Source organism: Mesorhizobium sp. M0029 (genome assembly GCF_040323735.1).
Taxonomy (GTDB): domain Bacteria; phylum Pseudomonadota; class Alphaproteobacteria; order Rhizobiales; family Rhizobiaceae; genus Mesorhizobium.
In genome coordinates this window covers 15,773-41,224 of sequence record NZ_JAMYVF010000023.1, presented here as the reverse complement: position 1 = coordinate 41,224, position 25,452 = coordinate 15,773, and the positions used below count along the sequence as shown (strand labels likewise).

The 25,452-nt window shown below is 60.3% G+C and carries 27 protein-coding genes and 1 pseudogene; 18 read left to right on the top strand and 10 right to left on the bottom strand.

Annotated elements, in window-relative coordinates:
• Positions 1-4: 4 nt before the first annotated feature.
• Positions 5-232, bottom strand: a pseudogene (locus NKJ76_RS27865) (transposase); the annotation flags it as partial.
• Between NKJ76_RS27865 and NKJ76_RS32490 the strand changes: the two are divergent.
• Positions 143-901: a hypothetical protein gene (locus NKJ76_RS32490; RefSeq protein ID WP_023750042.1), complete on the top strand. Its 759-nt coding sequence runs from the start codon at positions 143-145 to the stop codon at positions 899-901. The pseudogene NKJ76_RS27865 and the gene NKJ76_RS32490 sit on opposite strands and share 90 nt — an antisense overlap.
• Before the next feature lie 172 nt (positions 902-1,073).
• Here the strand turns inward: NKJ76_RS32490 and NKJ76_RS27855 are convergent, their stop codons facing one another.
• The 8 genes from NKJ76_RS27855 to hemP form a co-directional block, all read right to left on the bottom strand.
• Complete coding sequence (locus tag NKJ76_RS27855; RefSeq protein ID WP_352538875.1) at positions 1,074-1,484, bottom strand: endonuclease III domain-containing protein; 411 nt, start codon at positions 1,482-1,484, stop codon at positions 1,074-1,076.
• A gap of 85 nt (positions 1,485-1,569) precedes the next feature.
• Positions 1,570-3,015, bottom strand: a complete 1,446-nt coding sequence (locus NKJ76_RS27850) for a DNA cytosine methyltransferase (RefSeq protein ID WP_198022608.1) — start codon at positions 3,013-3,015, stop codon at positions 1,570-1,572.
• On the bottom strand, positions 2,999-3,196 hold the full coding sequence (locus NKJ76_RS27845) for a hypothetical protein (protein WP_023750039.1): 198 nt from the start codon (positions 3,194-3,196) through the stop codon (positions 2,999-3,001). The genes NKJ76_RS27850 and NKJ76_RS27845 overlap by 17 nt, the downstream gene beginning before the upstream one ends.
• Positions 3,197-3,643: 447 nt before the next feature.
• Complete coding sequence (locus NKJ76_RS27840) at positions 3,644-4,255, bottom strand: nitrogen fixation protein NifQ (RefSeq protein ID WP_023750038.1); 612 nt, start codon at positions 4,253-4,255, stop codon at positions 3,644-3,646.
• A 332-nt stretch (positions 4,256-4,587) separates the two neighbouring features.
• Positions 4,588-4,779 carry a ferredoxin gene (locus NKJ76_RS27835; protein WP_081725572.1) on the bottom strand — a complete coding sequence of 64 codons (192 nt, stop codon included), beginning with the start codon at positions 4,777-4,779 and terminating at the stop codon, positions 4,588-4,590.
• 40 nt (positions 4,780-4,819) lie between these two features.
• On the bottom strand, positions 4,820-6,037 hold the full coding sequence (locus NKJ76_RS27830; protein WP_023750037.1) for a cytochrome P450: 1,218 nt from the start codon (positions 6,035-6,037) through the stop codon (positions 4,820-4,822).
• Positions 6,038-6,868: 831 nt separating this feature from the next.
• Positions 6,869-7,960, bottom strand: a complete 1,092-nt coding sequence (locus tag NKJ76_RS27825; RefSeq protein ID WP_023698281.1) for a hemin-degrading factor — start codon at positions 7,958-7,960, stop codon at positions 6,869-6,871.
• A gap of 30 nt (positions 7,961-7,990) precedes the next feature.
• Positions 7,991-8,131 carry a hemin uptake protein HemP gene (gene hemP / locus NKJ76_RS27820; protein WP_023750036.1) on the bottom strand — a complete coding sequence of 47 codons (141 nt, stop codon included), beginning with the start codon at positions 8,129-8,131 and terminating at the stop codon, positions 7,991-7,993.
• 506 nt (positions 8,132-8,637) lie between these two features.
• Between hemP and NKJ76_RS27815 the strand changes: the two genes are divergently transcribed.
• The 17 genes from NKJ76_RS27815 (at position 8,638) to NKJ76_RS27735 (ending at position 23,815) form a co-directional block, all read left to right on the top strand.
• Complete coding sequence (locus tag NKJ76_RS27815; protein ID WP_023698282.1) at positions 8,638-8,958, top strand: HesB/IscA family protein; 321 nt, start codon at positions 8,638-8,640, stop codon at positions 8,956-8,958.
• A gap of 55 nt (positions 8,959-9,013) precedes the next feature.
• Positions 9,014-9,364: a hypothetical protein gene (locus tag NKJ76_RS27810; RefSeq protein WP_155921674.1), complete on the top strand. Its 351-nt coding sequence runs from the start codon at positions 9,014-9,016 to the stop codon at positions 9,362-9,364.
• Between the two features lie 36 nt (positions 9,365-9,400).
• Complete coding sequence (nifS, locus tag NKJ76_RS27805; RefSeq protein ID WP_023750035.1) at positions 9,401-10,567, top strand: cysteine desulfurase NifS; 1,167 nt, start codon at positions 9,401-9,403, stop codon at positions 10,565-10,567.
• Between the two features lie 25 nt (positions 10,568-10,592).
• A complete protein-coding gene (gene nifV, locus NKJ76_RS27800; protein WP_023750034.1) occupies positions 10,593-11,801 on the top strand; it encodes a homocitrate synthase in 1,209 nt (402 codons plus the stop codon).
• Entirely contained in the window at positions 11,798-12,178 is a 381-nt protein-coding gene (gene nifW, locus NKJ76_RS27795) for a nitrogenase stabilizing/protective protein NifW (RefSeq protein WP_023687348.1), read from the top strand. The genes nifV and nifW overlap by 4 nt, the downstream gene beginning before the upstream one ends.
• Positions 12,179-12,363: 185 nt before the next feature.
• Positions 12,364-13,215, top strand: coding sequence for an electron transfer flavoprotein subunit beta/FixA family protein (locus NKJ76_RS27790; protein WP_023672212.1), 852 nt, complete (start codon positions 12,364-12,366; stop codon positions 13,213-13,215).
• 17 nt (positions 13,216-13,232) lie between these two features.
• Complete coding sequence (locus NKJ76_RS27785; RefSeq protein ID WP_023685019.1) at positions 13,233-14,342, top strand: electron transfer flavoprotein subunit alpha/FixB family protein; 1,110 nt, start codon at positions 13,233-13,235, stop codon at positions 14,340-14,342.
• A 10-nt stretch (positions 14,343-14,352) separates the two neighbouring features.
• Positions 14,353-15,660: an FAD-binding protein gene (locus NKJ76_RS27780; RefSeq protein ID WP_023687350.1), complete on the top strand. Its 1,308-nt coding sequence runs from the start codon at positions 14,353-14,355 to the stop codon at positions 15,658-15,660.
• 11 nt (positions 15,661-15,671) lie between these two features.
• Positions 15,672-15,971 (top strand): ferredoxin family protein, encoded by a 300-nt coding sequence (locus tag NKJ76_RS27775; protein ID WP_023750031.1) that lies wholly within the window; start codon positions 15,672-15,674, stop codon positions 15,969-15,971.
• A gap of 51 nt (positions 15,972-16,022) precedes the next feature.
• Complete coding sequence (locus NKJ76_RS27770; RefSeq protein WP_023672216.1) at positions 16,023-16,337, top strand: hypothetical protein; 315 nt, start codon at positions 16,023-16,025, stop codon at positions 16,335-16,337.
• Positions 16,338-16,710: 373 nt separating this feature from the next.
• Complete coding sequence (gene nifB / locus NKJ76_RS27765; protein WP_023750030.1) at positions 16,711-18,189, top strand: nitrogenase cofactor biosynthesis protein NifB; 1,479 nt, start codon at positions 16,711-16,713, stop codon at positions 18,187-18,189.
• 31 nt (positions 18,190-18,220) lie between these two features.
• Positions 18,221-18,415 (top strand): 4Fe-4S dicluster domain-containing protein, encoded by a 195-nt coding sequence (locus NKJ76_RS27760; protein ID WP_023672218.1) that lies wholly within the window; start codon positions 18,221-18,223, stop codon positions 18,413-18,415.
• 98 nt (positions 18,416-18,513) lie between these two features.
• Entirely contained in the window at positions 18,514-18,834 is a 321-nt protein-coding gene (locus NKJ76_RS27755) for a nitrogen fixation protein NifZ (protein ID WP_023672219.1), read from the top strand.
• A complete protein-coding gene (gene nifT, locus NKJ76_RS27750; RefSeq protein WP_023672220.1) occupies positions 18,831-19,043 on the top strand; it encodes a putative nitrogen fixation protein NifT in 213 nt (70 codons plus the stop codon). The genes NKJ76_RS27755 and nifT overlap by 4 nt, the downstream gene beginning before the upstream one ends.
• Before the next feature lie 32 nt (positions 19,044-19,075).
• Positions 19,076-19,969, top strand: coding sequence for an SIR2 family NAD-dependent protein deacylase (locus NKJ76_RS27745; protein ID WP_023750029.1), 894 nt, complete (start codon positions 19,076-19,078; stop codon positions 19,967-19,969).
• A gap of 85 nt (positions 19,970-20,054) precedes the next feature.
• Complete coding sequence (locus tag NKJ76_RS27740; RefSeq protein ID WP_352538852.1) at positions 20,055-21,923, top strand: ABC transporter ATP-binding protein; 1,869 nt, start codon at positions 20,055-20,057, stop codon at positions 21,921-21,923.
• Positions 21,923-23,815, top strand: coding sequence for an ABC transporter ATP-binding protein (locus NKJ76_RS27735; RefSeq protein WP_023727113.1), 1,893 nt, complete (start codon positions 21,923-21,925; stop codon positions 23,813-23,815). The genes NKJ76_RS27740 and NKJ76_RS27735 overlap by 1 nt, the downstream gene beginning before the upstream one ends.
• A gap of 554 nt (positions 23,816-24,369) precedes the next feature.
• On the opposite strand, the gene NKJ76_RS27730 is transcribed toward NKJ76_RS27735, so the two are convergent.
• A complete protein-coding gene (locus NKJ76_RS27730; RefSeq protein WP_031215332.1) occupies positions 24,370-25,410 on the bottom strand; it encodes an LLM class flavin-dependent oxidoreductase in 1,041 nt (346 codons plus the stop codon).
• Between the last annotated feature and the right edge of the window lie 42 nt (positions 25,411-25,452).

Below are 25,452 nucleotides of genomic sequence, written 5' to 3'. Positions count from 1 at the left end.
AGGCCATCTCGATCGGATTGAGATCGGGTGAGTATGGCGGCAGGAACAGGAGCCAAGCGCCCCTTTGGCGAACCAGTTGTGCCGCGCGCTCGTTCTTGTGGAAGCCGACATTGTCGAGAATGAGGATATCGCCGGGTGACAGTTGGGGAGCAAGCTGTGTTTCGAAGTAGTGTTCGAAGAGGCGCCATTCATCGGCGCGTTGACGATCCACGGCGCGACAAGACCGTGGCATCGTAGCCCGGCGATGAAGGTCTGCGTCTGCCATTTGCCGAAGGGCGCATGGGTCCTGAAGCGCTCGCCTTTCGGCGCCCAGCCGGTGCGTTTGGTCAGTTTGGTGTTGGTCGACGTCTCATCGATGAAGATCAGCCGCGCCAAAGCCTTGTTGAAGAAGCGCTTTCGCCGCCCGGTCCACAGCTCACGCGCCTGGCGCACGTCGGCCCGCTGCTGCTCGCTGGCCAGTAGAGTTTTTTTTATGACTGAGCCCAAGGCGATGGAGCAGGCGCCCGACATTGGAGCGGTGCACGCTCACACCACGCACCTCCAATTCGACGCAAAGCTCATCCAGCGTCAGTTCGCTGGTCTCGGCCAATCGCAAACGCACAAACTCGGCATGCGGCTCAAGCTTGCCACTGCCCACATGGCCCTGCCGGCGCGCTTCAAGCGAACTGGTCTGCCGCCGCAAGTTGATCAGATTGTTCACAAAGCGAGGCGAAACGCGGAAATGGCGCGCTGCCTCGCGGTGACCATGCCCCTCATCGACATACGCAACAACACGCTGACGCAACTCAAGCGGTTGAGGCTTGCCCATCGCGGTCTCCCTTCAACCGCAATGAATCACGAACTGAAATCTATGGGAATCCTGAATCCATTAAATCGCGACAGGCTCCTAAATCTAGACTAAGCAACCGTGCCTTTCCCGCGCTTCGCATACACCTGTACGTCCGCCCGGGCAGAAGGGTTGTCGCGGCTCTCCGCATGGGATGGCTTGGTGCGACCAGCAACTTGTCAACCAGCATTGCTTTGGCCGGACATAGTGCCCAAAGGGGACACTCTGGGCACTTGGGACGCATGGGTCAGCACAGCTCTCGACCGTGCTGGAGTACATTTACGTGGTAGTCGTACCGACAGTCCGGCGGCACCGCTGCTTCCAGATTCGCGACGAAAAGCCGGCTCGGCGCATCTCCAACAAGCATCAGTCGGCCGGACACGCGAGCAACGTGCGTATCGACCGGGAGCAGCTCGCGACTGAGGCTGTACATGAGCACGCACTTCGCGGTTTCAGTCCGACGCCGGCCTGCGTCTCTGTCCGTCATCCGTCGGAGCGGTTCGAGTGTGACCTCACCAAAGTCTCGGGCGAGTTGGTTGACGATAGCCACCATACGTGGCGCTTTCTGGTTGGCGAGACCGGCATCTCCGATGAGCGCTTTTAGGACAGTCAGATCCATTTTCAGCAGTTGCGACCAGTTAGGCACAGCTGCCCTCAACCGGTTATAGACACGCTCATAGCTCGGTCCTGTCGTAATCTGGGACAAGAGGATAAAAAAGAGCTCGTCGAGAGCGTCGTCTTTGTTATTCAGCCGCGGCTAGCGGTATCTCGCCTTCAGCAGGCCAGTCTCCCGCCGCGCTTTCTCCGTCACAGTTCGTCGGCTCCTCGTACCGCTCAGGTACCTCCGCAATTGGGGGCAGGCGCATAAGCGCGCGGAGTTCATCTTCGATCTCAGGCGCCGCGTATGCAAGCGCATCTCGCCGCAGCCGGCCTGGTTCTTTGTACCAGCCAGTGATCGTCTCTGTCTCGGTATCGTTGCGCATACGCGGTGGGTTCACGATTGTCCGAGGACGCTTCATGAGCTTTGTCAACAGGTCGAGGTTGAAACACTCGACGTGCCCAAACCGTCCGGCAATCGAAGGCATAGACATGATGTTGCGGAGTGCACGGCCGGCTGCCTCGCCGAGGCCGAGTGGGACAGCGTTACCGACTTGCTCATATTTTTTGCGAACTGGGCCGGCGAATATCCAGTCGTCGGGGAACTCCTGGACACGAGCATACTCACGTACACTCAGCGGACGCAGCTCGTTCGGGTGACAGAGGCTCGTCGCTTTACTATCGGGACGGGTCGTTAGAGCCGGGCTCGGTCGATCCCAGGCAAGGCGGCGGAAGAAGCCAGACCGACCGCCCCATGAGTCGAACGCGCGACCGAGCGCCTCTTTGCGCACCTCATGTGGCAGGTCGCGCCAGTTACCGCCCTCAGGCACCTGTTTCAGGAACTTCTCCCTGGCCGGGGAGAACGTGTAGAATTCTGGAAGCGGATCCGTGAGGCCGCCTACGGCATCCCGTAGAGTGCGCCATCGGGATTTGCCTTCCGCACCGTCCCGCATATGCGTCGGCACCGGCATCTTGAGGGCTTCACCGTCGCGGCTCCCCAGCAACAGGAGACGTTGCCGCGTCTGGGGAGTCCCGTAGTCCGCGGAGTTCAGGATGTCGAAGACAGTGTAGTATTTCAAATCTCGCAGGTGCTCCACGACGACCTGGAATGCCGAACCGAGCTCTTCGTCAGGTGCAAGGGGCGGGTGTCCCGGACCACGCTCGCTCAGCGGCCGGTGCCGGGCGGCTGCCGACAGAAGCCCGCGAACGTTCTCCATGACGAAGAACCGCGGCTGGCTCTCGCGCACCACCCGGACGAAATGCTCGAAGAGCTCCCCGCGAGGATCAGCGAGCGAGCCGCGGGCTCCGGCCGTGCTAAAAACCTGACACGAAGGGCCGCCAGCAACCACAACAGCGTCACCCGGCCTTAGGCCGGCTACCTCTAGGATCTCCTCTGTCGACACGCCCTCGATCGGACGGTCGATCAGCGGCAGATCCGGCCGGTTCTTCCGGATCGTTGCTACCGCATAGGGGTTGCACTCCAGAGCCACAGCCACACGGAAGCCAGCCCTCTCCAGGCCAAGGTCCAACCCCATAGCCCCTGAGAAAAGCGAGATGACCGGAAGATCCGGCGCGTCAATTGCGTCGGCCACTCTGCACCTCCAAGCCAAGTTGTAATTGCCCGCGGTTCACGTCCTCGAAGAGTCGGGTGAGGGCGAGTTCGATCACGTAGCGTTTCGTCAGCCGCGGGTGTCGACGGTCGGTGAGATCTAACAAACCCTCATAGATCTTAGGCTCGACCGTGACGGTGAGCCGCGGCTCGTCCTTTGTCATATCGCGTATACCCCGAAGTGCTTCGGCACAAGAATACACCAAGACTCACCAAAGGTCACCAAATATCTGACCCCGGTATGGGGGTCACCAAATATCTGGCCCCGGTACGGCGATTGCGCCGGACAAGGCTCCAGTGATCAGGCCTCATTGTGTGATCGAGGCGAAACTGTGCACCAGCGCGAACACTGACGTCGGTGAACCGCAGCCGCCCAGGCGCAGCAACCGCGAGGCAGGCGGGCAGCAACGGCCCGGGGAACCCAGTTGCTCGGCAGCGATGGTGCGGGTCGCATCCCTGCACCGCCATCATGACGGCGCCCGCCGAAACGAGTATGGCGAGTAATCGGACAGAAGGCACAGCATTCAATCCCCGAAGGTGTCCGCCGACATGGACAAGAGATACATGGCGCGGCGCGAGCGCTGACGCTGTATGACTGACGCAAGCGGCTCTCAATCCTGGGCGTTGTCCTTGGTCCGTGTGAGGCGGCTTTCGCCTTCTTCCGGGCCGAAGCAGCTTTCGAAATCATTGCAGTCCCGGCAACTGGGGGCGCTGCACAGCGAAAAGCCTTCGGCCTCGCAGAGCTTGCGGTAAAGGTATTTTTTCCATTTCATGTTTTGGGTGTTGCCGGCCGCCAGCGTCGGAAAATGCGAGGCGAGCAGGCGGCCGAGGTCGCTTCGACTAAAAAGGCCAAGGTCTTGCCAGAGGTGGTCATTGCGCATGGCACGCCGGGCGATCATCTTGGCGAAGCGGGCGCTTGCCTTGTCGTCGGGCCGGGCATGCGCCAGCAGCAGTCCGCGCAGAAGTTCTTCTTCCAGATCCGGCTCGGGCTCGCTCCCCTCTTCCAAGGCAAACGCGTTGATAGGAAAAGCAGGGAAACAGCGGGACAGGACATCGCGCAACTCGGCGCGCGAGAGTCCGGTTGCCTCCGTCGCCGTCGCCTCGCCGGCCTCGATCTCCTCGAGCGCACGTGAAAGCACACAGGCAAGCACATGCTGGTCGAACCTTCTCTCCAGCTGCGGCCATTGGCCGGTGCTGAGCCGGGCATAATGTTGGGCAAATATGGTGCGTTCTCCTGGTTTCGCCCTATCAAATCATGCAGAGACCCGGCCTGCCGCAACATGGGTCGGGCAGTTCTTCGGTACGGCACTCCGGGTCGCCTCGCGTCGAGTAGTTCGGCAATTCTCGTCTGGTCCATCGGCTCTGGCGCAAATTCTGTGATTCGAAGAGGTTCGCGAACCCCGGCCCTGCCGTTTGCGCCTCACGGGGAACACTGGCGCCGGAATTTGCCCCGCAGAGTTGGACGTGAACCGTGCGGGACAGAGGTCGCGTGCTGAGTGCGGCCACATGGTTCAAGCCGCAAGACTCACGGTTGAATGCCGTCTCATCCAGAGCGTCAGCGAGTGAGTTCCAGCGCACGTTCAGGACAGGATCGCGCGCCTCGTGATGCAGGCAGTTCCTCCCCTTCCGCAACTTCAATGTCACCAGGCAGGATGTAACCGTCATTATCGAGTTTAAAGATGTCCGGCGCTTGCGCCGCGCATCGCGCGTGGCCCTGGCATTTGGCCTTTTGGACGATGATGCGCATGGCGCTGCCTCCATTGTCTGTGCCCGGGCTCGGGGCGGGCCTAAGACCAGTCCAGGATCAAATTTTCGATCCCGAACACATGGCCGCCAGAGGTTATGGGTGCCGTACCCCTCTTGATCCTGAAAGCCGGGATGCGCGCCAGCCACTCCTCCAGGCCAATGACAATCTCCCGCCGGGCAAGGTGTGAGCCAAGGCAACGGTGGGGACCATAGCCAAACGCTGCGTGGCGGTTGTCCTCCCGCTCCAAATCAATCGTGTTGGGGCATTCGAATTCCGCCGGGTCGCGATTGGCAATCATCGTGGCGCAGGAAACATAGTCCCCCTTCCGGATCGGCGCGCCTTCGAAGTCGATATCTTTCGTGGCCACGCGGATCAACTGAATGGGCGGATAGGCCCGCAGCAATTCTTCGGTTGCGAGCGGGATGCGGTCCGGTTCGCTCCGCAGCAATTGCTGATCTTTGCTGTTGCGTGCGAGGTACGCCAAGTCAAAGCCTATAGCTGCTGCGACCGTGTCGAGCCCAGCGACGAAGACAAGCACGCCGATGCCGCGGACTTGGGTGTCCGTCAGCCGGCGGCCCTCGACCTGTGCCTGCACGATAAAGGTCATGAAATCGTCAACCGCCTCGTCGCGGCGCATGGCTGCAAGTTCGTCGATGAATGCCACGATCGTCCGGGCAGCCACAGGTCGTTCCCTATCGTCGCCGTGGAGCAGATCTTTCCCCCAGCCGACGAATGTATCGAGTCGGTCATCAGGCAACCCCAGAAAGCGAAGAAAGGTGCTCACCGCGAAAGGAAAGGCAAAATCCTTCATCACGTCGCAGCTTGTGCCCGACGCGACGATCCTTTCGATCAGCTCGACCGACCGTTCGCGGACAGCCGGTTCCAAAGCCAACACCCGCTTTGGCGAAAGCAGCGGATTGAGCAGTGAGCGAAAGACGCCATGGGCCGGTGGATCGAGCTCAAGCGGGATCGTCGGCCAGTTTTCACCCAGTATGGAGGAGAAGATGCTGCGATGGCTGGAAAAAGTCTCTGCGTCCTGCAGCACCTTCCGCTGGTCCGCGGCACGGGTGATGACCCAGGTACCCCGGCCATCTTGCGTATTGTAGCGGGAGTAAAAGATCGGAGGCCCGTCATGTACGCGAGCGACAGCTGCGTGTGGATCCCCGTTGGGTGTTGGTGGCATCCCTGGCGATGTAAACAGGCTGAAATCCCTCACCATTTCGGGCGGGACATGATCTGGAACGGGGTTTGTCGCCATTTTGTTTCTCTACATTGGCGTTCATGGCTCGATTGAGATTGCACCCGCTGTTCATAAAGTCGATTTCCAGCATGGGCACGTCTCTTGTCGGGCGCCTTCTAGATTCTGTCGCCTGATACAGCCCACCTGCACCCGCGGATGAGATGGGTTGCGAAGTCGATCAGAGGGGCATCACCGCCGCGCTCCGGTCATGAAGCAAAGCGGCCGCTTATCCCCGTTAGGGTTGAGAGACTGGTCAATCACCTCTGCCCTGCTGATCAAATTGTCGAAGCAAGTCGCGTGCCGGATAGGGGTAGCCATGGCGCTGCACCAAGCAATGCCAGCCTGCGCTGGGTCTGCCGCTGATGATCACCTGTCCATCATTCTTGTGACAACGTCCGACAACCGACATCCGTGGTCGGTTTTGTCGAGCCCGCGACATCGGGCTGTTCGGCTTCGCTGTTGCTGCACAGCCTGCCGGTCGACGAGCGAGTAGATCGCCCGCACGGCCCGGATTGAGCAACGACGCGATCCAGCGCAAGGATCGGGTGCGGTCCGAGAAGACCCGACGGCGCTTGCGCGAGTATCAAAAAGGTCAAGCCGCGCTTCGGTTCGGCGCTGATGGCGTATGCGTTTTATCGCAGGCGCTGCAAGGCTTTTTCGGTCAGACGGCGATGCACTCGTGCGCACCGATCCGGCCGGCCACCAGCTTGACTGTATAGATGCGGTCCATTCCGGCGTGCATCACCTGACCATGCGCATGCGCTACGACGGCAGTCCTTTCCGCTCATGGACCTAAATTTGCTCGCGAGCCGCTGTCGGAACGTGGTGCTGAGTCCTATCGCGGTCGGTTCAATCCGAGGACCTGTCGGCAGTCAACACACCCCTGGAGGTCGGACCGGGAACGCGTGGCAGACTCTCGGCCAGAAACCGCCAGTCGCTGCCCTCGCGTTCGCCTTCCTTGCGCGTGCCGAAGAACTGGATGATCATCTTGCCGTCCGCGCCATAAGCTTCAATGGACGTGACGTGACCATCCCTCGTCGGCTTGCGCACGGCCCAGACCTCGCGGATGAGATGGGTCCTAAGATGCAGATGGAAGGTCTCTTCGAGCACATTGATCCGCGGCCCGATCTGCTTGACCGACCTGATCGGGCCGGAATGGATCTGAATGCAACCACGATTGCCGACAAAGCACATGATCGGCATCTCGTCTTCGGCCGCCTGTTGGAACAGGGCGCCGATGGCATCATTGTCGAGTAGCCAGGCGTCATCCTCGTCGGCCATACGCATCGCCTGGCAGCGGCTGAGCTTCAGTGTCTTCAACATATGGTAGAACTGATGCACGTCGCTTAGCCGGCCCCAGTGCTCGCGTAGGTCGTCGACCGTGGTGGCGTGGTCTGGACTCACTGCATTATCGCGCGCCCCGCTCGCCTCGAGCGATATGATCGGCTCCTGGTCGGAAGATACAAGCTCTGCCGTCAGATCCTGATACGCCTGCAGGTTCGAGGCGGGCGTGAGATGAGCTTTGTGCATCGCCTCGCCGGTGGCATCAAAGAATTGCAGGCTGCGGCGGATCTCGGCTCCCTCGCGCTTCTCGACGGCGAAGCCATACGCCCACGCTTTCGGGAAGATGCGCAGGTCGATCTCGTCGCCGAGCAGTATGGCATGCTGGTTGCCGGTGACCACTTTGCCGTAGACGCCAATCTTTTGGTGCACGGCACTTTCGTTGCTGGTGACCGCCATCACCTCGCCGACCGCTTCGAGGCCGGTCAGCAGATCATCGACTCGCGGCTCGATGCGCACCGCGCCGTGACCACAATGCGCCGCGACCAACTCGGCTTCCGAAATGCCCAATCGAGCGGCGAGATCATGCTCCCGGATCTTCGGATTGTCTTTGCACGCCCGCCGGATTTCGTCGGGCGACGGTTTCTCGCGTTGGTCCATGCTTACCCCTGTTTCTACGACGTGTGAGGATCATCTGCCCTGCCCGGGAATCTTCAGCCGATAAGGCGCGCCGAAATGCTCGATCCTGATCTGCTGCTGGCCCATGAACAAGGTGTCGCTGGACAGCGTGCACGGCGTCGCACCCGTGCGAAAACCAGCGAGCAGCCACATGCCGATGGCATGCCATCGAGCCGGTCGGCGGCTACTGGGCGGTGGTGAGCCAGTGTGGATGTTGTCGCAATCGGCCAAGCGGGCATTCGGATGCCATGGGCGGCGCTGCTTTGCCAAACAACGCGTATCTGACCACGGTCCTGACATGTTGGTCCCCTGCTTCGCCCCATCCATCGCGATTGCACCTATCGCATGATTGTGGATCGGCATGCTCTTGCCGTCTGGCCAAACGGAGCTTCAAAAACCGTGCCAATTGCGCCGAGCAAGCTCAGAAGAAGTTCTGTATTTGGTGATGTGAGTTCAACCAAGAACTCAGGCCCAACATCCCTCGTGGCTGACCCGACAAACCCGACAGCACGTGTCGATTGGCCGACACCTTCTCAGCAATGCACTCACAAGAAGCACCAGTGTGAGAGATGCCGCGCTGTGTTGAAACGTTTTTTGGCTTTGGCACGGTGCATGCGACGTGATGGGCAAGCAGGTCCCGGACTGAGGAGAATGGAGCCATGATTACGCTCACCGACAACGCTGTTGCCGCCTTCAAGACTGCTCTTTCCCGCGCCAGCGAGCCGGCGGACGGCTTTCGCATTATGGTCGAGGCCGGCGGCTGCGCCGGCTTCAAATACTTAATGGGCCTGGAGAGCGTGTCGCGCGAGGGCGACGCGATCACTGACACAGATGGGGTCAAGCTGTTCGTGGACGCGGGCTCCCAACCCCATGTAGCCGGCATGACCGTCGACTTCCTCACCGGGCTCCAATCTTCCGGTTTTGTCTTCGATAACCCCAATGCGCGCGAAAAGTGCGGCTGCGGCAAGTCCTTCAGTTAAACGCCCGAAGCGCCTGTGCGGCCGACAGAGTGATTTTGCGGCAGAGGAGACTTATATGGCCGGCACAACAGATGTCCCCGTCCTAAAAAACAAGACAAGGTCAAAGCCGATCTCGGGACCGCCATTCGCTCCCAGTAGGATTCAAAGAACGTCGCCTCCCGAAGCAGCTCGGTTCCTGGTGGCACCCGAGCTGCTTGCGGACAAATCGCGCCGCTGCGCCAAATTCGGCTCATCGGTAGCGTTATCGCGTTCGGGCGTCCTTACCTGCGGGCTGACCTACGGCCACTGCGAACATGTCCATATCGACGGAGATCCGGTTTACGTCAAACACTCCGGGCGCCTGCGCGCGCTGCCAGTTCAAATGATCATCAACGGCATGCGCCAGAGGCTCAACGAGTCGGTCTAGCGCTCGCGTCATTCTGTTTAACTGAGGATCGCACCTATGAAGCCTGTCTACCTCGACAACAACGCAACCACACGGGTCGATCCTGAGGTCGTGCAAGCGATGTTGCCGTTCTTTAGGGATCAATTCGGCAACCCTTCGTCGGCACACGCTCTTGGCGCCTCAGTCAGTGCGGCGGTGAGAAAGGCGCGGAGGCAGTTGCAAGCTCTGATCGGCGCGGAGTTCGAGGATGAGATCACTTTCACCTCGGGTGGGACAGAAAGCGACAATGCAGCGCTTCTTTCAGCGCTCGAGGCGGCGCCCAACCGAACCGAGATCGTGACGTCCGCGGTCGAGCATCCCGCCGTGCTGACGCTCTGCGCGCATCTTGAGAAGACCCGCCGCCTCAAGGTGCACAGGATCCCGGTGGATTGCCGTGGTCGGCTCGATCTCGACGCCTATATGGCCGCCCTCACCCCACAGGTTGCAATCGTGTCAATAATGTGGGCGAACAACGAGACTGGTGTGATCTTCCCCGTGACAAGGCTTTCCGAGTTGGCCAAGGAAGTGGGCGCCCTATTCCATACTGATGCTGTGCAGGCGGTCGGCAAGCTTCCGATGGACCTGAAGTCGACCGCAATCGACATGCTGTCGCTCTCCGGCCACAAGCTGCACGGGCCGAAAGGGATCGGTGCGCTTTTCGTAAAACGTGGCGTCGATTTCCATTCGCTGATCAAGGGGGGTCACCAAGAGCACAACCGGCGTGCTGGCACCGAGAATACGCCCGGCATAGTCGGGCTCGGCACGGCGGCCGAACTCGCCTTGAAATTCATGGACGACGAGACCACACGGGTAAAGTCGCTCCGCGATCGCCTGGAGGGCGGGATCCTCCAGCGCATCCCAAGCACCTGTGTCACTGGTGATCCCTTGCAACGGTTGCCCAACACCGCAAACATCTCCTTCGAACATGTCGAAAGTGATGGAATTCCACTTCTCCTCAGCCGCATTGGCATCGCGTGTTCCTCTGGCTCGGCCTGCACCTCCGGCTCTCTGGAACCAAGCCATGTCCTAAGCGCGATGAAAACGCCACACGCGGCAGTCCGCTTCTCCTTGGCGCGGGACAACAGCGAAGAGGACATCGACCGGGTGCTCGAGGTCATGCCGGGAATCGTGGGGAAGCTGCGCAGCTTTTCCGGTTCTGGGCCGGGTAGTCCGGTCTATGCGTGAGACGCAGAAGAACAGGCTGCCTGTCATGACCGGTCATGTCTCCCTCAACGATACGACCTTGCGCGATGGCGAGCAGGCGCCGGGCGTCGCCTTCACCACGACGGAAAAGCTGGAGATCGCTGAGTCTCTTGCGGCGGCTGGCGTGACAGAGATCGAGATCGGCACGCCGGTCATGGGCGTCGACGAGATGGAAACAATTCGCGCCGTGGTATCGCGGCGTCTTCCGGTTCGGCTCATGGCCTGGTGCCGGATGACGTCGTTGGATCTCGATGCAGCGATCGAGAGCGGCGTCCAAGCGGTCAATTTGTCGCTGCCTGCGTCGGACATCCAACTTGCCGCCAAGCTCGGCCTCGACAAGGCGGGAGCGCTCCAGGTCATCGATCATATGGTCAGGCGCGCCGCCGATGCCGGCTTCTTCGTCGCGGTGGGCTGCGAGGATGCCTCGCGGGCCAATCGGGATCATCTCGCCCGCGTCATCGAGACGGCCGCACGCGCCGGCGCAAGCCGCGTGAGGCTGGCCGACACAGTCGGTGTTCTCGACCCGTTTTCGACCTTCGAACTTGTCGCCCAGCTCGTGGTGCAGTCTCCAATCGACCTTGAATTTCATGCGCACAACGATCTCGGACTTGCTGGCGCCAACACGCTGGCGGCGATCCGCGCAGGCGCGCGCCATGCCTCCGTCACCGTCCTGGGGCTCGGCGAGCGTGCGGGCAATGCCGCGCTGGAGGAGGTGGCCGCCGCAATGGCAGTCTTCGACGGCGCAGACACCGGCATTGAGCTGACCGCATTGCCCGGCCTCGCCGCCCAGGTGGCTTGGGCCGCCCGCCGGCAGACCGCAGCCACTAAGCCGGTCGTCGGCGCCGATGTATTCACCCACGAATCCGGCATTCACGTCGCAGGGCTGCTGAAGGACTCGCGTACTTATCAGGGGCTCGATCCGACTCTCGTGGGCCGCTGCCGGCGGATCGTCATCGGCAAGCATTCCGGCGCCACTGCGATTGCCCATGTGCTGAGCGAAAGCGGTCGCGATCTCGACCCGGATCTGGCAGCCGCGATGGTGGCCCGCGTCCGACGCGAGGCGGCCGAGACCAAATCGACCGTCACTGCAACTCGACTGGTCGAGCTCTACGATGGAATGTGCAGCGAGGCATCCCTCATCGAGCTGTGCGGGTCCAAGTCAGCCGTGCGCGAGCGCACAGAGGCCACAGTTTTGCGACCAGGAAGAATGCAATGAATTGTTCCGCTGACAGCCGCCCCATGGATGTCACCGACATCCTCGCACGACTGAAGCGCTTGTCGGCTGCAGAGGAATTCTTCTCAGTCCTAGGCGTCGCCTATGACCCGAAGGTACTGAATGTCTCGCGGCTCCATATCATGAAGCGTGTGGGCCAATACCTCGCCGAAGAAGATTTCTCCGGTCTGCCCGACCAGGTGATTGCCGCGAGGGTGCGCGCGACGCTCGAACGCGCTTACGAGGACTTTGCGATTTCCTCGCCGCTCACGCATCGGATTTTCAAGGTGCTCAAGGACCACGATCCGAACAAACCTGCCGCGCCGGGTCACACCTTTGTTCCGTTCGACTCGGTACTGAAGCGGTTCGGACGGGAATGATCGGCGACAAGGGTGCGACGCGACAATGTCGAGCAGCCGCCAAATGCGGTCATCACCACAGCGCCGTCAGAAGCAACCAGCCGAAGTTGTAGGAAAGGGGGAGCGCAAGAGACTTGGCACGAATAATGCGGACAAAGGAGATAACCGCAATGCCGGACCCGGACAGGAGCCTAGAGAAACCGCCAATGCACATCGTAATCTGCATCAAGCAGGTGCCGGACTCGGCACAGATAAGGGTCCATCCGGTCACGAACACGATCATGCGCCAGGGTGTTCCGACCATCATCAACCCTTACGACCTGTTCGCCCTCGAAGAAGCGCTCAGACTGCGCGACGCACATGGCGGCGAAGTCACTGTGCTCACCATGGGTCCGCCCATGGCAGAGGACGCGCTGCGCAAGGCGCTCGGTTACGGCGCCGACCGAGCGGTGCTCTTGACCGACCGCTATTTTGCCGGCTCCGACACGCTGGCAACCTCGTTCGCCCTTTCCCAGGCAATCGCGAAGATTGGCGAGACGTTCGGCACGCCAGACCTCGTCTTCACCGGCAAGCAGACGATCGATGGCGACACCGCCCAGGTCGGGCCCGGCATCGCCAAGCGCCTCGGACTCCTGCAACTGACCTATGTCGCGAAGATCCCTTCTGTCGACCTTGCTGCACGCGAGATCAAGGTCGAGCGCCGTTCCGAAGGCGGCACACAGATGCTGAAGAGCAGGCTCCCTTGCCTCATCACCATGCTGGAAGGCACAAACGAGATCCGCCGGGGCTCGATCCAGGACGCCTTGTGCGCCGCGCGCAGCCAGGTCTTGAAATGGAGCGCGGCCGACGCCGGCATTGAGGATCTCACCAAATGCGGCCTGCGCGGTTCACCGACGGTCGTCAAACGTGTTTTCGCCCCTCCTGCTCGAGCTGAAAAGGCGGCACAAATCGACACCGCCGAGAAGGCCTTGCGCGATGTCGCTGACGAACTCATCACCGCAATCTTCACCCGCCAGCCGGCGCTGGAACATGAGCTCGCCTTTAACGGCGGCGCGTGACGGCAAGGAGCAAAACGATGTCGACCGCGAACGGAGAAACCCCTCGCCCTGCCGCCGGCCGCGCCGGCATAAAGAAGGAATTGCCCGCCCATTTCAAGGACTATCGGCACGTTTGGGTTTTCATCGAGCTCGAACGTGGCGAGGTCCATCCGGTATCATTCGAACTGCTCGGCGAAGGCCGCAACTTAGCAGACAAGCTTCAGGTCCAGCTTGCAGGCGTCGTGCTTGGACCGCCGGGAGAGGCCGTCGGGAACGCCGTTGCCGAAGCATTCGCGTATGGCGCTGACCTTGTCTACATCGCCGAGGCGCCCCTGCTCGCCGACTATCGGAATGAACCTTTCACCAAGGCGCTGACGGATCTGGTCGATACCCACAAACCCGAAATCCTTCTTCTCGGTGCCACCACACTGGGCAGGGATCTTGCCGGCTCCGTGGCGACGACCTTGCAGACGGGGCTCACGGCCGACTGCACCGAACTCGATGTGGATACCGACAGTTCGCTCGCCGCCACGCGTCCGACTTTCGGCGGTTCCTTGTTGTGCACGATCTATACGCTCAATTTCCGCCCGCAGATGGCGACCGTGCGGCCGAGGGTCATGCCCATGCCGCAGCGGACGGATAAACCGGTCGGGCGTGTCATCCGGCACAAGCTTTCGCTTGCCGAGGACGAGATCGCTACCAAAGTCCTCGGCTTCCTGCCGGACAATCAGTCGGCGAAGGCAAACCTTGCCTATGCCGACGTCGTGGTTGCGGGAGGCCTTGGTCTTGGCGCGGCGGAGAACCTGCAGCTTGTGAAGAACCTCGCACGAGCAATCGGCGCCGAGCACGGCTGTTCGCGTCCGTTGGTCCAGAAGAGCTGGATGCCAGCTGATCGGCAGATCGGCCAAACTGGCAAGACGATCCGGCCGAAGCTTTACATAGCGGCCGGGATTTCCGGCGCCGTCCAGCATCGGGTTGGCGTGGAGGGGGCGGATCTCATCGTGGCCATCAACACCGACCCGAACGCGCCGATTTTCGATTTCGCTCACCTCGGAATCGTCACCGACGCGATCCGCTTCCTGCCCGCACTGACGGAAGCCTTCACCCGGCGGCTGTCGCCCCACAGTCGCGATAAGCTTTCGAGCTAAGGGGATGGACATGATCGAGGAAAACTTCGACGCCATTGTTGTTGGGGCAGGCATGTCCGGAAACGCAGCTGCTTACACCATGGCCAGCCATGGCCTGAAGGTGCTGCAGTTGGAGCGGGGTGAATACCCGGGCTCCAAGAATGTCCAGGGTGCCATCATGTACGCGAACATGCTGGAGAAGATCATCCCGGATTTCCGGGATGATGCGCCTCTCGAGCGGCATTTGGTTGAACAGCGGCTTTGGGTGATGGACGACACATCCCATACCGGGATTCACTATAGGTCGGACGACTTCAATGAGGCGAAGCCCAACCGATACACGATCATCCGTGCCCAGTTCGATAAATGGTTTTCGCGTAAGGTGCGCGCGGCCGGCGCGACCGTTCTGTGCGAGACGACCGTGACGGAACTCATCCGTGATGCCAAGGACAGGGTGATCGGCGTCCGCACAGACCGGGCGGGCGGGGCCATCTACGCGGACGTGGTCGTTCTCGCAGAAGGTGTCTGCGGACTGCTTGGCACTCGAGCAGGCCTGCGCGAGATGCCAAAGCCGCAAACCGTGGCCCTCGCCGTCAAGGAAATGCATTTCTTGCCCGAAGAGGTCATTGAGCAGCGGTTCGGCGTAAAGGGCGATGAGGGCTGCGTGATCGAGGCGGTGGGCACGACCTCCCGCAGCATGGCCGGGCTCGGCTTCCTCTATACCAACAAGGAGTCCATCTCACTGGGCATTGGCTGCCTCGTCTCCGATTTTGCCGCGATGGTCGAGAGCCCCTACGTTCTCCTTGATGCCTTGAAGAGCCATCCTTCGATCCGGCCGCTGATCGCCGGCTCGGAAGTGAAAGAATATTCCGCACACCTCATTCCCGAAGGCGGCTACAAGGCTATTCCGCAGCTCTTTGGCGATGGTTGGGTCGTGGTCGGCGATGCCGCGCAACTGAACAACGCGATTCACCGCGAGGGTTCGAACCTCGCCATGACCTCCGGCCGCATTGCGGCTGAGGCAATCGTCGAGGTCAAGAGCCGCAACGGTCCGATGAACAAACGGAATCTCGCCCTTTACAAAGCCATGCTGGACAAGTCCTTCGTGGTCAAGGACCTGAGGAAATACAAAGACATGCCGGCCTTGCTCCACACCAATTCCAGCAATTATTTCACGACTTATCCGCGGTTGATGTCGCAAGCTGCGCAGAACTTCATGCGTGTCGACGGCACGCCGAAGATCGAGAAGGAAAAGGCGACCACGGCGGCCTTCATCAAGGCGCGCTCGCGCTGGGGGCTGGTCAGCGACGCGGTCCGCCTTGCATTGGCGTGGCGCTGAGGGGAGACGAAATGACCAGCGCAGCGACGAAGTCACGTGTCGAGGACAAGCTTTACCAGAACCGCTACTTGGTGGATTCCGGCCGCCCGCACATCAAAGTGCGACCGCACCAGAAGCCGAGCGCGAATTTGCTCGCGCTGACCCACGTCTGCCCGGCGAAATGTTATGAGTTGAACGACAAGGGTCAAGTGGAGATCACTGCCGACGGCTGCATGGAGTGCGGCACCTGCCGGATTTTGTGCGGGACGAGTGGTGAGATCGAGTGGAACTATCCACGCGGCGGTTTCGGAATCCTCTTTAAATTCGGATGACCGGCGCACGCATGCCCTAAGCAGATACCGCGCTCAGGGACTCTACGATATGTGAAGGTGCTGACCGCGCCAAGCGAGCTGGAGATTACGCTCGCCATACGCTGGGCAATTGTCGTGAACGTCCTGCCCACGTTTCTGCAGACGGGTGATGGAGAAGTCGTCGTCTGGACGCTGAAGGAGAGCCGGAGATTGCCGCCACTGCCGGCAACACCCACGCACCTCAATCAGGCACTCGCCGCCTCATACCACAGGCTGTACCAGATCGAGCGGATTGCGGCTGCCGGCCAGTCGCATCGGCGCCTCCGCAGCAAGGTATCTCCCCTTACGGCCGGCGTCCGAACCATGCCGCTTGTCGCCCGCATCTGACGGAACGCTAGTGGCTGATCGACGCGATTGACAAGGCCGGTTGGGTTTTGCCAGGGCGGCTCGTATCCCTGGCCTCACGCCCTGGATAATCGGCTACGCCCTGCGCCGGCATGGTATCAAGGTTAAGAAATTCGGGACGTCGTGATGACGTCAAGCGTAAGCAGCCCGGAGTGGTCTCGCTCACACTCTGCGCGCCCGAGGCTGCTAGCCTCGCGACCCTATTTGCCTGTCCACTGTCGTAAGCCCGACAGGTGTGTCGGAGCAATCCGAAGGAATGTGACACGGGAAGCCTATTCATGAACCGAAACAGCTCTTTGGGCTGGCATAGCTCTTGCGCTTTGAACTGCGACATCACGCAGCAACGGAGCCGTTCATGTCTGCACCGGCAATTTCGCTTGAGAGCCTCAGCACGACATTCGGTGACCAGTTGCTTGGCACCATGAAACTCGGGGGCTGCGCGTCTTCGTCCTGCGGCTCGTCGACAAAGCCCGACGACACGGATCCGGCTGTCTGGGAGAAGATCAAGGATCACCCCTGCTTTTCAGAAGAGGCGCATCATTATTTCGCCCGCATGCACGTCGCGGTCGCGCCGGGCTGCAACATCCAGTGCAACTACTGCAATCGCAAATATGACTGCGCCAACGAAAGCCGGCCTGGGGTGGCCTCTGAAAAGCTGACGCCCGACCAGGCGCTACGCAAGGTGATCGCGGTCGCCAACGAGGTGCCGCAGCTTTCCGTGCTCGGCATCGCCGGACCGGGCGACGCCTGCTACGACTGGAAGAAGACCAAGGCGACCTTCGCCCGGGTCGCCAGGGAAATCCCAGACATCAAGTTTTGCATATCCACGAATGGGCTGGCGCTGCCCGACCATGTCGATGAGCTTGCTGACATGAATGTCGATCACGTGACGATCACGATCAACATGGTCGACCCTGAGGTCGGTGCAAAGATCTATCCATGGATCTTTCACGATCATCGCCGCTACGTCGGCATTGAAGCCACCCGGATCCTGCACCAGCGGCAGATGTTGGGCCTGGAGATGCTGACCGCGCGGGGCATCCTCACCAAAATCAACTCGGTGGTGATCCCGGGCGTGAACGATGAGCATCTGATCGAGGTGAATAGATGGGTTAAGGAGCGAGGCGCGTTCCTGCACAACCTTATGCCGCTGATTTCGGACCCGGCCCACGGCACGCACTACGGTCTGAGCGGGCAGCGCGGCCCAAACGCCATGGAGATGAAGGCTCTTCAGGATCGTGTCGAAAACGGCGCCCAGTTGATGCGCCACTGCCGGCAGTGCCGGGCAGATGCCGTGGGCCTGCTCGGAGAAGATCGTGGCCAGGAATTCACAGTCGACCGGATTCCCGGCGAGGTCACCTACGATGCCAGCAAACGCAAGGCCTATCGGGAGCTGGTCGCGGAGGAGCGCCGTGATCACGTCGAGGCTAGGAGAGAAGCGATCGGATTGGTCAAGGCAGCGAGCCCCGGCAAGTCCCTTCTCTTCGCGGTGGCGACCAAGGGCGGCGGCCGCGTCAATGAGCATTTCGGCCATGCGAAGGAATTCCAGGTTTATCAAGCCTCGCTGAAAGGGATCAGCTTCGTCGGGCATCGGAAGGTGGACAAGTATTGCCTTGGCGGCTGGGGCGCAGAAGCCGCCCTCGATGGCGTCATCGCAGCGCTTCAAGGCATAGATATCGTGCTGTGCGCCAAGATTGGAAATTGCCCGCAGGATCAGCTCGCGGAGGCTGGAATCAGAGCCACCGACGCCTGTGCCCATGACTATATCGAGACAGCAATCAGCGCGATTTACATCGCCGCATCTGGGACCCCCACACTCGCGGCGACGGCCTGAGCTGTCTCATTCATTCGGACCAGGAGTTAAAATGGCTTTCAAGATCATCGCATCCCAATGCACCCAATGCGGCGCCTGCGAATTCGAATGTCCTTCCGGCGCGATCAAGTTCAAAGGCGAGAGCTACGTGATCGAGTCACAGAAGTGCACCGAATGCGAGGGGGTCTTCGATGCGCAGCAATGTGCCTCGGTATGTCCGGTGCCGAAGACCTGCGTTCCTGCGTAACGGACATTGGACTGCCGACATGGTTGGGGGCTGCCTACGCAGGACGCCTGGAGCGCCTTGTTCGCAATCTCAGCCGCAAGAGAAATCAGGGAACGGACATGTCGCTCGGACGCGAAGAGGAGATCGAAATCCGCAGGCCTCCACGATTCATGCCGGGAGAGCGGGTACGTGCCACTCGCCACATAAAGAATGACGGCACCTATCCTGGCAGGGAGATCGGCGAAAATCTCGTGCGGAAGGGGGACGAGGGATATGTGCGCGACATTGGCACCTTTCTCCAGCAGTTCTTCATCTATGCGGTCGAGTGGATCGACCGTGGCACCGTAGTCGGTATGCGAGCGCGTGAACTGATGAGCCTCGACGAGGCCGAGGCGCCCTGCAGTGCTGAAAGCAATACCAATGAAGGGACGGCCAGATGAAAGTCATGATCCGCAGGACCGATGCTGGTTTGTCAGCGTATGTCCCCAAAAAGGACCTCGAAGAGCCGATCATCAAACTCGAGAAGGAAGAGTTGTGGGGCGGAACGGTCACGCTCAGGAACGGGTGGCGGCTCCTCCTACCCGATCTCCCACATGATACGCGTCTGCCGATCACCGTCGAGGCAAGGAAGATTTCCGAAGAGGGCTGATGCTGCCCCTAGGTGCGTCGCGAGGAAACGAGATGAACACGATCCTGACATCGGGCCACCTCGTCATTGTGCGGGACAGTTTTGCTGAAAAGCTGCTTGACCTGGCGAAGGAAGCGCTCGCCGCCGATGAGGTGATCCCCTATCTCGGTCCGGGTCTTCTTGAGTTGAACAGTGTGGAACCGCCTGTGCCGCATACCCCGGAGGTTGTTGCCGCGGCACTCAATGCACGGGCTCCAGCCCCTTCCAGGATCCGCACCAATATGTGGTCGGTTGCACAGTTCATCGAACAGCGCCGGCATCGCCGGACGCTTCAAGCTTGGATGACCGACATATTCGCAGCGCCGGTGGGGCCGACCCCCTTCCACGCCTGGCTCGCAAGGCTGCCACTCTCCCTCATCATCGACAGCTGGTATGACAGCGCGATGCGCACGGCTCTGGTAGAGACCGGTCGAACGGACGTCCTTGAGATACAAGGCGTCACGCGCGCGAATGAAATCGGCAACATTTGGACGAAAACCTACGATTTGTCCGGGAGGGAGCTCGACCCCCGATTGGGGGCCAAGACGGTTCTCTATTCACCTCACGGGAGTATTACGCCCGCGCAAAACTTTCTCGTCGCAGATTCCGACTACGTCGAAGTCCTGTCCGAAATTGATATCCAGACACCGATCCCAGACGCTGTGAAGGAACGGCGCATCACCCGTGGATTTTTCTTCGTTGGCTGCCGCTTCAACGATCAGATGCTGCGCACCTACGCCAGACAGATCATGAAGCGCTCCCGCGGTCCCTATTGCACCGTAATGGACGCGGAAACCCTGACCAGAAACGAAGCGCGTTTTCTTGCGGCAAGCGGAATCACGGTGATCGACATGCCACTAAGTCAAGCGGCGGCTCGGCTGGTGGGAACGGGCACGGCTGCAGGTTGAGGACGGGATTAACAATGGCGGATGCCTTTGATGATGTCTGCTTCGGCTTTCCTCGAAGGCGCAAAATGCAGTCGGGAATACACCCGTGAACAGTGAAGCTGTCAGCGGCGCAACGAACGCACTGAATTCGTTGGCCCATGTTGAAGCGGCGCGCTGGGGCCGGGATTTGAGTACGCTGTTGCGCATCACGCGTATGAATCTGCGCCATCCGTGGCAGGTCGCCCTCGCTATGGGCTCGACGATCATGGCGGCAATCCTCCAGTTGCTCATTCCCCAGCTTCTCGGCCGGGCTGTCGACCAGACCCAGACAGCTATCGGGGGCGGTGTCGCGGGGGCTGCGGCAGGACAAGCGCTCTGGGCCCCGGCTCTCCTGCTGCTCGCCGTCAGCGCGCTACGCGGCGTTTTCACGATGGCGCAGAACTATTTTGCCGAAGCCGTCGGGCATCATGTCGCGTACGAATTGCGGCTCGCCTACTACGACAAGATCCAGCGTCTCAGCTTTTCCTTTCACGACCGGGTCCATTCAGGCGATCTGATAACCGCCGGAATGCTCGATCTCGAAGGCGTGCGGATGTATTTTTCCACCGGGCTCATGCGGGTGCTCCTGCTGACGATGCTGATCGGGATTGGCGCTTACATGATGATCTCGACCGATCCGATGCTCGGCTTGGCCGCGCTCAGCTTCGTGCCTTTTGTCGCTTGGCGCTCATCGACCACACAGCTTAGGCTGCGCGCCACCTGGCTCGACCTCTATGAGCGCCTTTCGGTACTAAGCCGCGTGATGAAGGAAAATCTCGCAGGTATCCGTGTGGTCCGCGCTTTTGCGGCTCAATCCTATGAGATGCTGAAGTTCGACGGCGCTTCCAAGAACGCGCTCGACCTCGCCAACGATCTCGTTGACATCTACGTACCCAACACGTCGGCGATGACCTTGTCCTACTTTTTCGCAATGGGATTGGTGCTTGGGATCGGTGGCAACAAGCTCGTCGCTGGCGAGATCAGCGTCGGAACCATGGCGACCTTCCTGACCTTCATGACCATGCTGCAAATGCCAGTCCGCCAGATCGGTCTCATGGTCAATGCGTTTGCCCGCGCTTCTAGCTGCGGTTCGCGGCTTTTCGGTCTCCTCGATCACGAGATCACCATCAGGGATGCTCTCGAGGCCAGACCGCTTGAGATAAGTGACGGCACTCTGCGCTTCCACAATGTCTCATTTGCCTACCCCAACGCCGAAAACCGCGCCATTCTGAAGAACCTCAGCTTTGAGGCCCGGAGAGGCGAGACGATCGCTATCGTCGGTCCGCCGGGTTCCGGCAAATCGACGATGGCTCATCTGGTCCCCCGCTTTTACGACGTGACCGGTGGCGCCATCACGTTGGACGGCCAGGACATACGCAATGTCACCCTCGAGAGCCTTCGCAAGGCGGTCGCGGTTGTACAGCAGGATGCGTTCCTATTCACAACAACGATCGAGAACAACATCGCTTATGGCGATCCCTGGGCGAAGAGACAGCGAATTGAACGCGCTGGAGAATTCGCCCAGCTCCACGACTACATCCTCGGGCTCCCGGCAGGGTATGAGACGGTCGTGGGCGAACGCGGCGTTTCTCTCTCTGGCGGCCAGCGCCAGCGTCTCACGATTGCTCGCACCATGATGCTGCGCCCCTCCGTCATCATTTTCGACGACTCGATGGCCGCGATCGATGCCGGCACCGAGCTGCGCATTCGCGCGGCGATGCGGCGCTTCGCAAAGGATCGGGTGACGATCATCATCGCGCACCGGCTGAGTGCGCTTAAGCATGCCGATCAAATCCTTTTTGTCGATAAAGGCGAAATCGTAGAACGCGGCACGCATGAAGAGCTTCTGGCGAAGCGGGGACGCTACAGGGCCCTTTACGATCTCCAGACGTGCCCGGGTGATAGCATTATTAGCCAGGATGGGGGCGCCCGCTGATGGACCAGGGCCGCGGCGAACTCGAAGCCGAACCTGACGACGGGAGACGCCCTCCGCGCGCGGTCGTCGGCTCGCACCGGATCGAGGAGGAGATGTTCGGCCGGGCTTTCGACAAGAGCATCCTCCGTCGCATCTGGGGCTTCGTCCATCCCTACCGGGCAAAGGTAGTTGTCACGATTGTCGCGATGCTGATCTTCACCGGGACGCAGCTTCTCATCCCCTTGATCATCCGCTACGCGATCGACCTCGGCATGAACCCGGCAAGGCCCGATCGCTCAGCCCAGCTTGCGGCCGTCGGCGCGTTCCTTTCGGCGATTTTGGTCAATTTCGCCGCCGGCTACATGCAGGAAGCCTTGGATGGGAAAATGGCCGAAACTGTCCTGTTCGACATCCGCCGCGCCATGTTTGGCCATCTGCAAAAGGTTTCGCTCTCTTTCATGGACAAGACCGAGGTCGGACGCCTGATGTCGCGCCTGCAAGGCGACGTTAACTCCATACAGGAGTTCCTGGAAACCTCGGTATATTCCCTAGGCGATGTTGCGCTTCTCTTCGGCATCGTTTTCGTAATGCTGTGGCTCGACTTTCGCCTCGGCCTCCTGACGCTATCGGTTCTGCCGATCCTGGTGATCGTCCGCATTGTCTGGTTGCCGCGTGCCCGCGACGCCTTCATGGCTGCACACGAAACCAATTCCGTCGTCAATGGCGCGCTGGCCGAAGCCATTCACGGCGTGCGGACCATACAGTCAATGGACCGCCAGCAGGTGAATTTCAGTCTTTTTGACGATCGGGCCCATGCCAACCTCAGGACCCACCTGATCGCTGCCAGATATGCACTGGTCATGGTGCCCATCGTCGATGGCATCACCGGCCTCGCCTTGGCCGCCGTTATTGTGGTCGGCGGCTCGATGGTCATGAATAGCCGTATAGATGTGGGCGTGTTGGTAGCCTACCTATTTTACATCCAGCGCTTCTTTGACCCGATCCGCTCACTCACCCTGCAATATTCGGTCATGCAGCGCGCCATGGCCTCAGGCAAGCGCCTGACGGATGTGCTCGACGTCAAGATCGATGTTAAGGACAAACCCAATGCCGAGGTGCTTTCGCCCGAAATGGACGGCTCGGTCGAGTTTAGGGACGTCACCTTCGGCTACGATCCGAACCGTTCGGTTCTGAAAAATGTCTCGTTCAAGGTCAATCCGGGCGAGACGGTCGCACTAGTCGGACCGAGCGGTTCTGGCAAATCGAGTGCGATGGCCCTGGTCCACCGCTTCTATGATGTTCAGCAGGGTCAGGTGCTGGTCGGCGGACATGATGTACGCGACCTCACCCAGGAATCGCTCGGCCGCCAGGTCGCCATGGTGCTGCAGGAGCCATTCCTGTTCACCGGGACGGTCTTCGAGAACATTCGATACCAGAAGACGGAAGCCACGCGCGACAAGGTGATCGAGGCGGCCAAGGCTGTCGGCGCGCATGACTTCGTCATGAGCCTCGCCGACGGGTATGAGACCCAACTTGGCGAACGCGGCGACAACTTATCTCTCGGCCAGCGCCAGCTTATCAGTTTCGCCCGCGCCCTCGTCGCTGACGCCAAGATCCTCGTGCTCGACGAAGCTACCGCCAATATCGACAGCTACACGGAATTGCAGATTCAGAAGGCTCTGATCAAGCTGCTTGAAGGGCGGACTGGCCTCGTCATCGCCCACCGTCTCGCCACGGTCCGGGGGGCCGACCGCATCATCGTGCTTCAGAATGGCCAAGTTATTGCGACTGGCAACCACGATGAGTTAATAGCCATGGGCGGCCTGTATTCCAAACTCTACTATCTCAACTACGCCTCCTTCGACGACCTTCCCGAACACGATACCACCGTCCAAGCTGGCTCTCAGACCTGACATCTTGGCGGCCTTGTGGTAGTGGCGTTGACTTTCGGGCGTGTCGGCAGACCACTCAGGCCACCGCATCCGGCCAGCAGCCAGCACTCAAGAACGAGCACTCCTCGCAATTCGTGAAGACCGGCTGCGAACGATTTCCTCCAGCATCGTATCCGACCGCGGTGCACCACCATCATCGGGCGAGCTCGCTGGAGGTGTTGGCTGGGCGTCGCAAAGCCGCTCGCGAGCGCGCCCTCAATAGCGCCGTAGCGAGCGACGGCTTTGCCACCGACGGGCCGCTGATGAAGCTGGATTAGTGGGCGCCGCACCGACGCCGCCCCGGGCGAGAAGAACCTCCTGCGGCTGGCTATGGGCAACGACTAGCGCCAGCGCGACGAGCAGACGCGTGCCGGCATCGTGACGCGCTCGGCTACCCTCTCCTTAGGATCGTGCATGTTCACACGATGGCCCAGACGCCAGCCAACGCACAAGCTGGTATTCTGTGCCGCCTGCTCGTCGTCAGTTTGGCCTCCTCCCGATTGCCCGCCCCACCACGTGCAAGCTCGAGCACATGGTCAGCCAAGTCGAGCCATGATTTCGGACTGAATGGTCCTCGCGGTGTAAAGGGAAGCATCTAGCGGCAGATTTCCAAATGCCATTTGACAAAGCAGGTAGTTGGCACCTGCCTCTTCCAACTGATCTAGCAGAGCTTTTCGCACAGACTCTGCTGATCCTACCACGCACAATTCACTCTCGACTGCCGCATCGAAGGTTAGCGGCAAGTTTGGTGGAGTGGGGATAGCGTTAAGCTCGTAAAGGAATTGGAAGCTCTTGAGCCAGCGTGCGTAAGCAGGTGCCGCGAGCGAATAGGCATGTGTGTCACAACGCCCAATCACGACCATGCGGAGCAATCCGACAAATCTCCCTTGATCCCCCCCGCCTGCGTTGTCCTCTCGATAGGCGCGGAACGCATCAGTAGTTTTGCGAACAGAAGAGGAAGGTCCTACACACGCGATATTTGTTCCATTCGCAGCGGCCCAAGCTGTGGACTCGGGTCGATTGGCAGCGACCCATGTGGGCGGATGTGGACGCTGATGAGGTCTTAGCGTCAAAGGAACGTCATTGAGATCAAAATGGCGGCCTTGATAGCATAGCGTGCCGACCTCCCTCGAATCCACAAGTATTTGCATAAGAATTTCGCTGGCTTCGGCATAACGGCCCGGCACCGCGTCCGCACCAATCCCGAAGTAGCCCAATTCGGTCGGGAGAGCACCGCGCCCTATGCCCAGTTCGAGCCTGCCACCGCTCAACTGGTCCAGCATACAGATCTCTTCGAACGCACGCAGCGGATGATAAAGCGCAAGCAGCATCACCAAGGGTCCGAGACGCAAGCGCCGGGTGCGCTGGGCGACGCTCGATAAGAACAGATTCGGCGATGGACCTCTCCCATGGGGAGTACAGTGGTGTTCTGCGAGATGATAGGCATAGAACCCTAGCTGATCGCACGCCTCTGCTAATATCAGGCGATCTTCGTACTGCCGGCCTATATCGCGGCCATCCTCATCCAAATGATCGAAGATGCCGAAAGCCAGGTTTGAAGGAAAGACGTTTGTCACTCTTTAAGTCCCCGATTTTAAAAGCAGGCTGTTTTCTTGCTG

What these genes read in the sequence shown, in the direction of transcription:
- NKJ76_RS27845 (WP_023750039.1), bottom strand. Translation starts at nt 3,196, where the DNA reads ATGACAAAGGACGAGCCGCGGCTCACCGTCACGGTCGAGCCTAAGATC.
- NKJ76_RS27835 (WP_081725572.1), bottom strand. Translation starts at nt 4,779, where the DNA reads ATGCGCATCATCGTCCAAAAGGCCAAATGCCAGGGCCACGCGCGATGC.
- NKJ76_RS27830 (WP_023750037.1), bottom strand. Translation starts at nt 6,037, where the DNA reads ATGGCGACAAACCCCGTTCCAGATCATGTCCCGCCCGAAATGGTGAGG.
- NKJ76_RS27825 (WP_023698281.1), bottom strand. Translation starts at nt 7,960, where the DNA reads ATGGACCAACGCGAGAAACCGTCGCCCGACGAAATCCGGCGGGCGTGC.
- hemP (WP_023750036.1), bottom strand. Translation starts at nt 8,131, where the DNA reads ATGTGGCTGCTCGCTGGTTTTCGCACGGGTGCGACGCCGTGCACGCTG.
- NKJ76_RS27815 (WP_023698282.1), top strand. Translation starts at nt 8,638, where the DNA reads ATGATTACGCTCACCGACAACGCTGTTGCCGCCTTCAAGACTGCTCTT.
- NKJ76_RS27810 (WP_155921674.1), top strand. Translation starts at nt 9,014, where the DNA reads ATGGCCGGCACAACAGATGTCCCCGTCCTAAAAAACAAGACAAGGTCA.
- nifS (WP_023750035.1), top strand. Translation starts at nt 9,401, where the DNA reads ATGAAGCCTGTCTACCTCGACAACAACGCAACCACACGGGTCGATCCT.
- nifV (WP_023750034.1), top strand. Translation starts at nt 10,593, where the DNA reads ATGACCGGTCATGTCTCCCTCAACGATACGACCTTGCGCGATGGCGAG.
- nifW (WP_023687348.1), top strand. Translation starts at nt 11,798, where the DNA reads ATGAATTGTTCCGCTGACAGCCGCCCCATGGATGTCACCGACATCCTC.
- NKJ76_RS27790 (WP_023672212.1), top strand. Translation starts at nt 12,364, where the DNA reads ATGCACATCGTAATCTGCATCAAGCAGGTGCCGGACTCGGCACAGATA.
- NKJ76_RS27785 (WP_023685019.1), top strand. Translation starts at nt 13,233, where the DNA reads ATGTCGACCGCGAACGGAGAAACCCCTCGCCCTGCCGCCGGCCGCGCC.
- NKJ76_RS27780 (WP_023687350.1), top strand. Translation starts at nt 14,353, where the DNA reads ATGATCGAGGAAAACTTCGACGCCATTGTTGTTGGGGCAGGCATGTCC.
- NKJ76_RS27775 (WP_023750031.1), top strand. Translation starts at nt 15,672, where the DNA reads ATGACCAGCGCAGCGACGAAGTCACGTGTCGAGGACAAGCTTTACCAG.
- nifB (WP_023750030.1), top strand. Translation starts at nt 16,711, where the DNA reads ATGTCTGCACCGGCAATTTCGCTTGAGAGCCTCAGCACGACATTCGGT.
- NKJ76_RS27760 (WP_023672218.1), top strand. Translation starts at nt 18,221, where the DNA reads ATGGCTTTCAAGATCATCGCATCCCAATGCACCCAATGCGGCGCCTGC.
- NKJ76_RS27755 (WP_023672219.1), top strand. Translation starts at nt 18,514, where the DNA reads ATGTCGCTCGGACGCGAAGAGGAGATCGAAATCCGCAGGCCTCCACGA.
- nifT (WP_023672220.1), top strand. Translation starts at nt 18,831, where the DNA reads ATGAAAGTCATGATCCGCAGGACCGATGCTGGTTTGTCAGCGTATGTC.
- NKJ76_RS27745 (WP_023750029.1), top strand. Translation starts at nt 19,076, where the DNA reads ATGAACACGATCCTGACATCGGGCCACCTCGTCATTGTGCGGGACAGT.
- NKJ76_RS27735 (WP_023727113.1), top strand. Translation starts at nt 21,923, where the DNA reads ATGGACCAGGGCCGCGGCGAACTCGAAGCCGAACCTGACGACGGGAGA.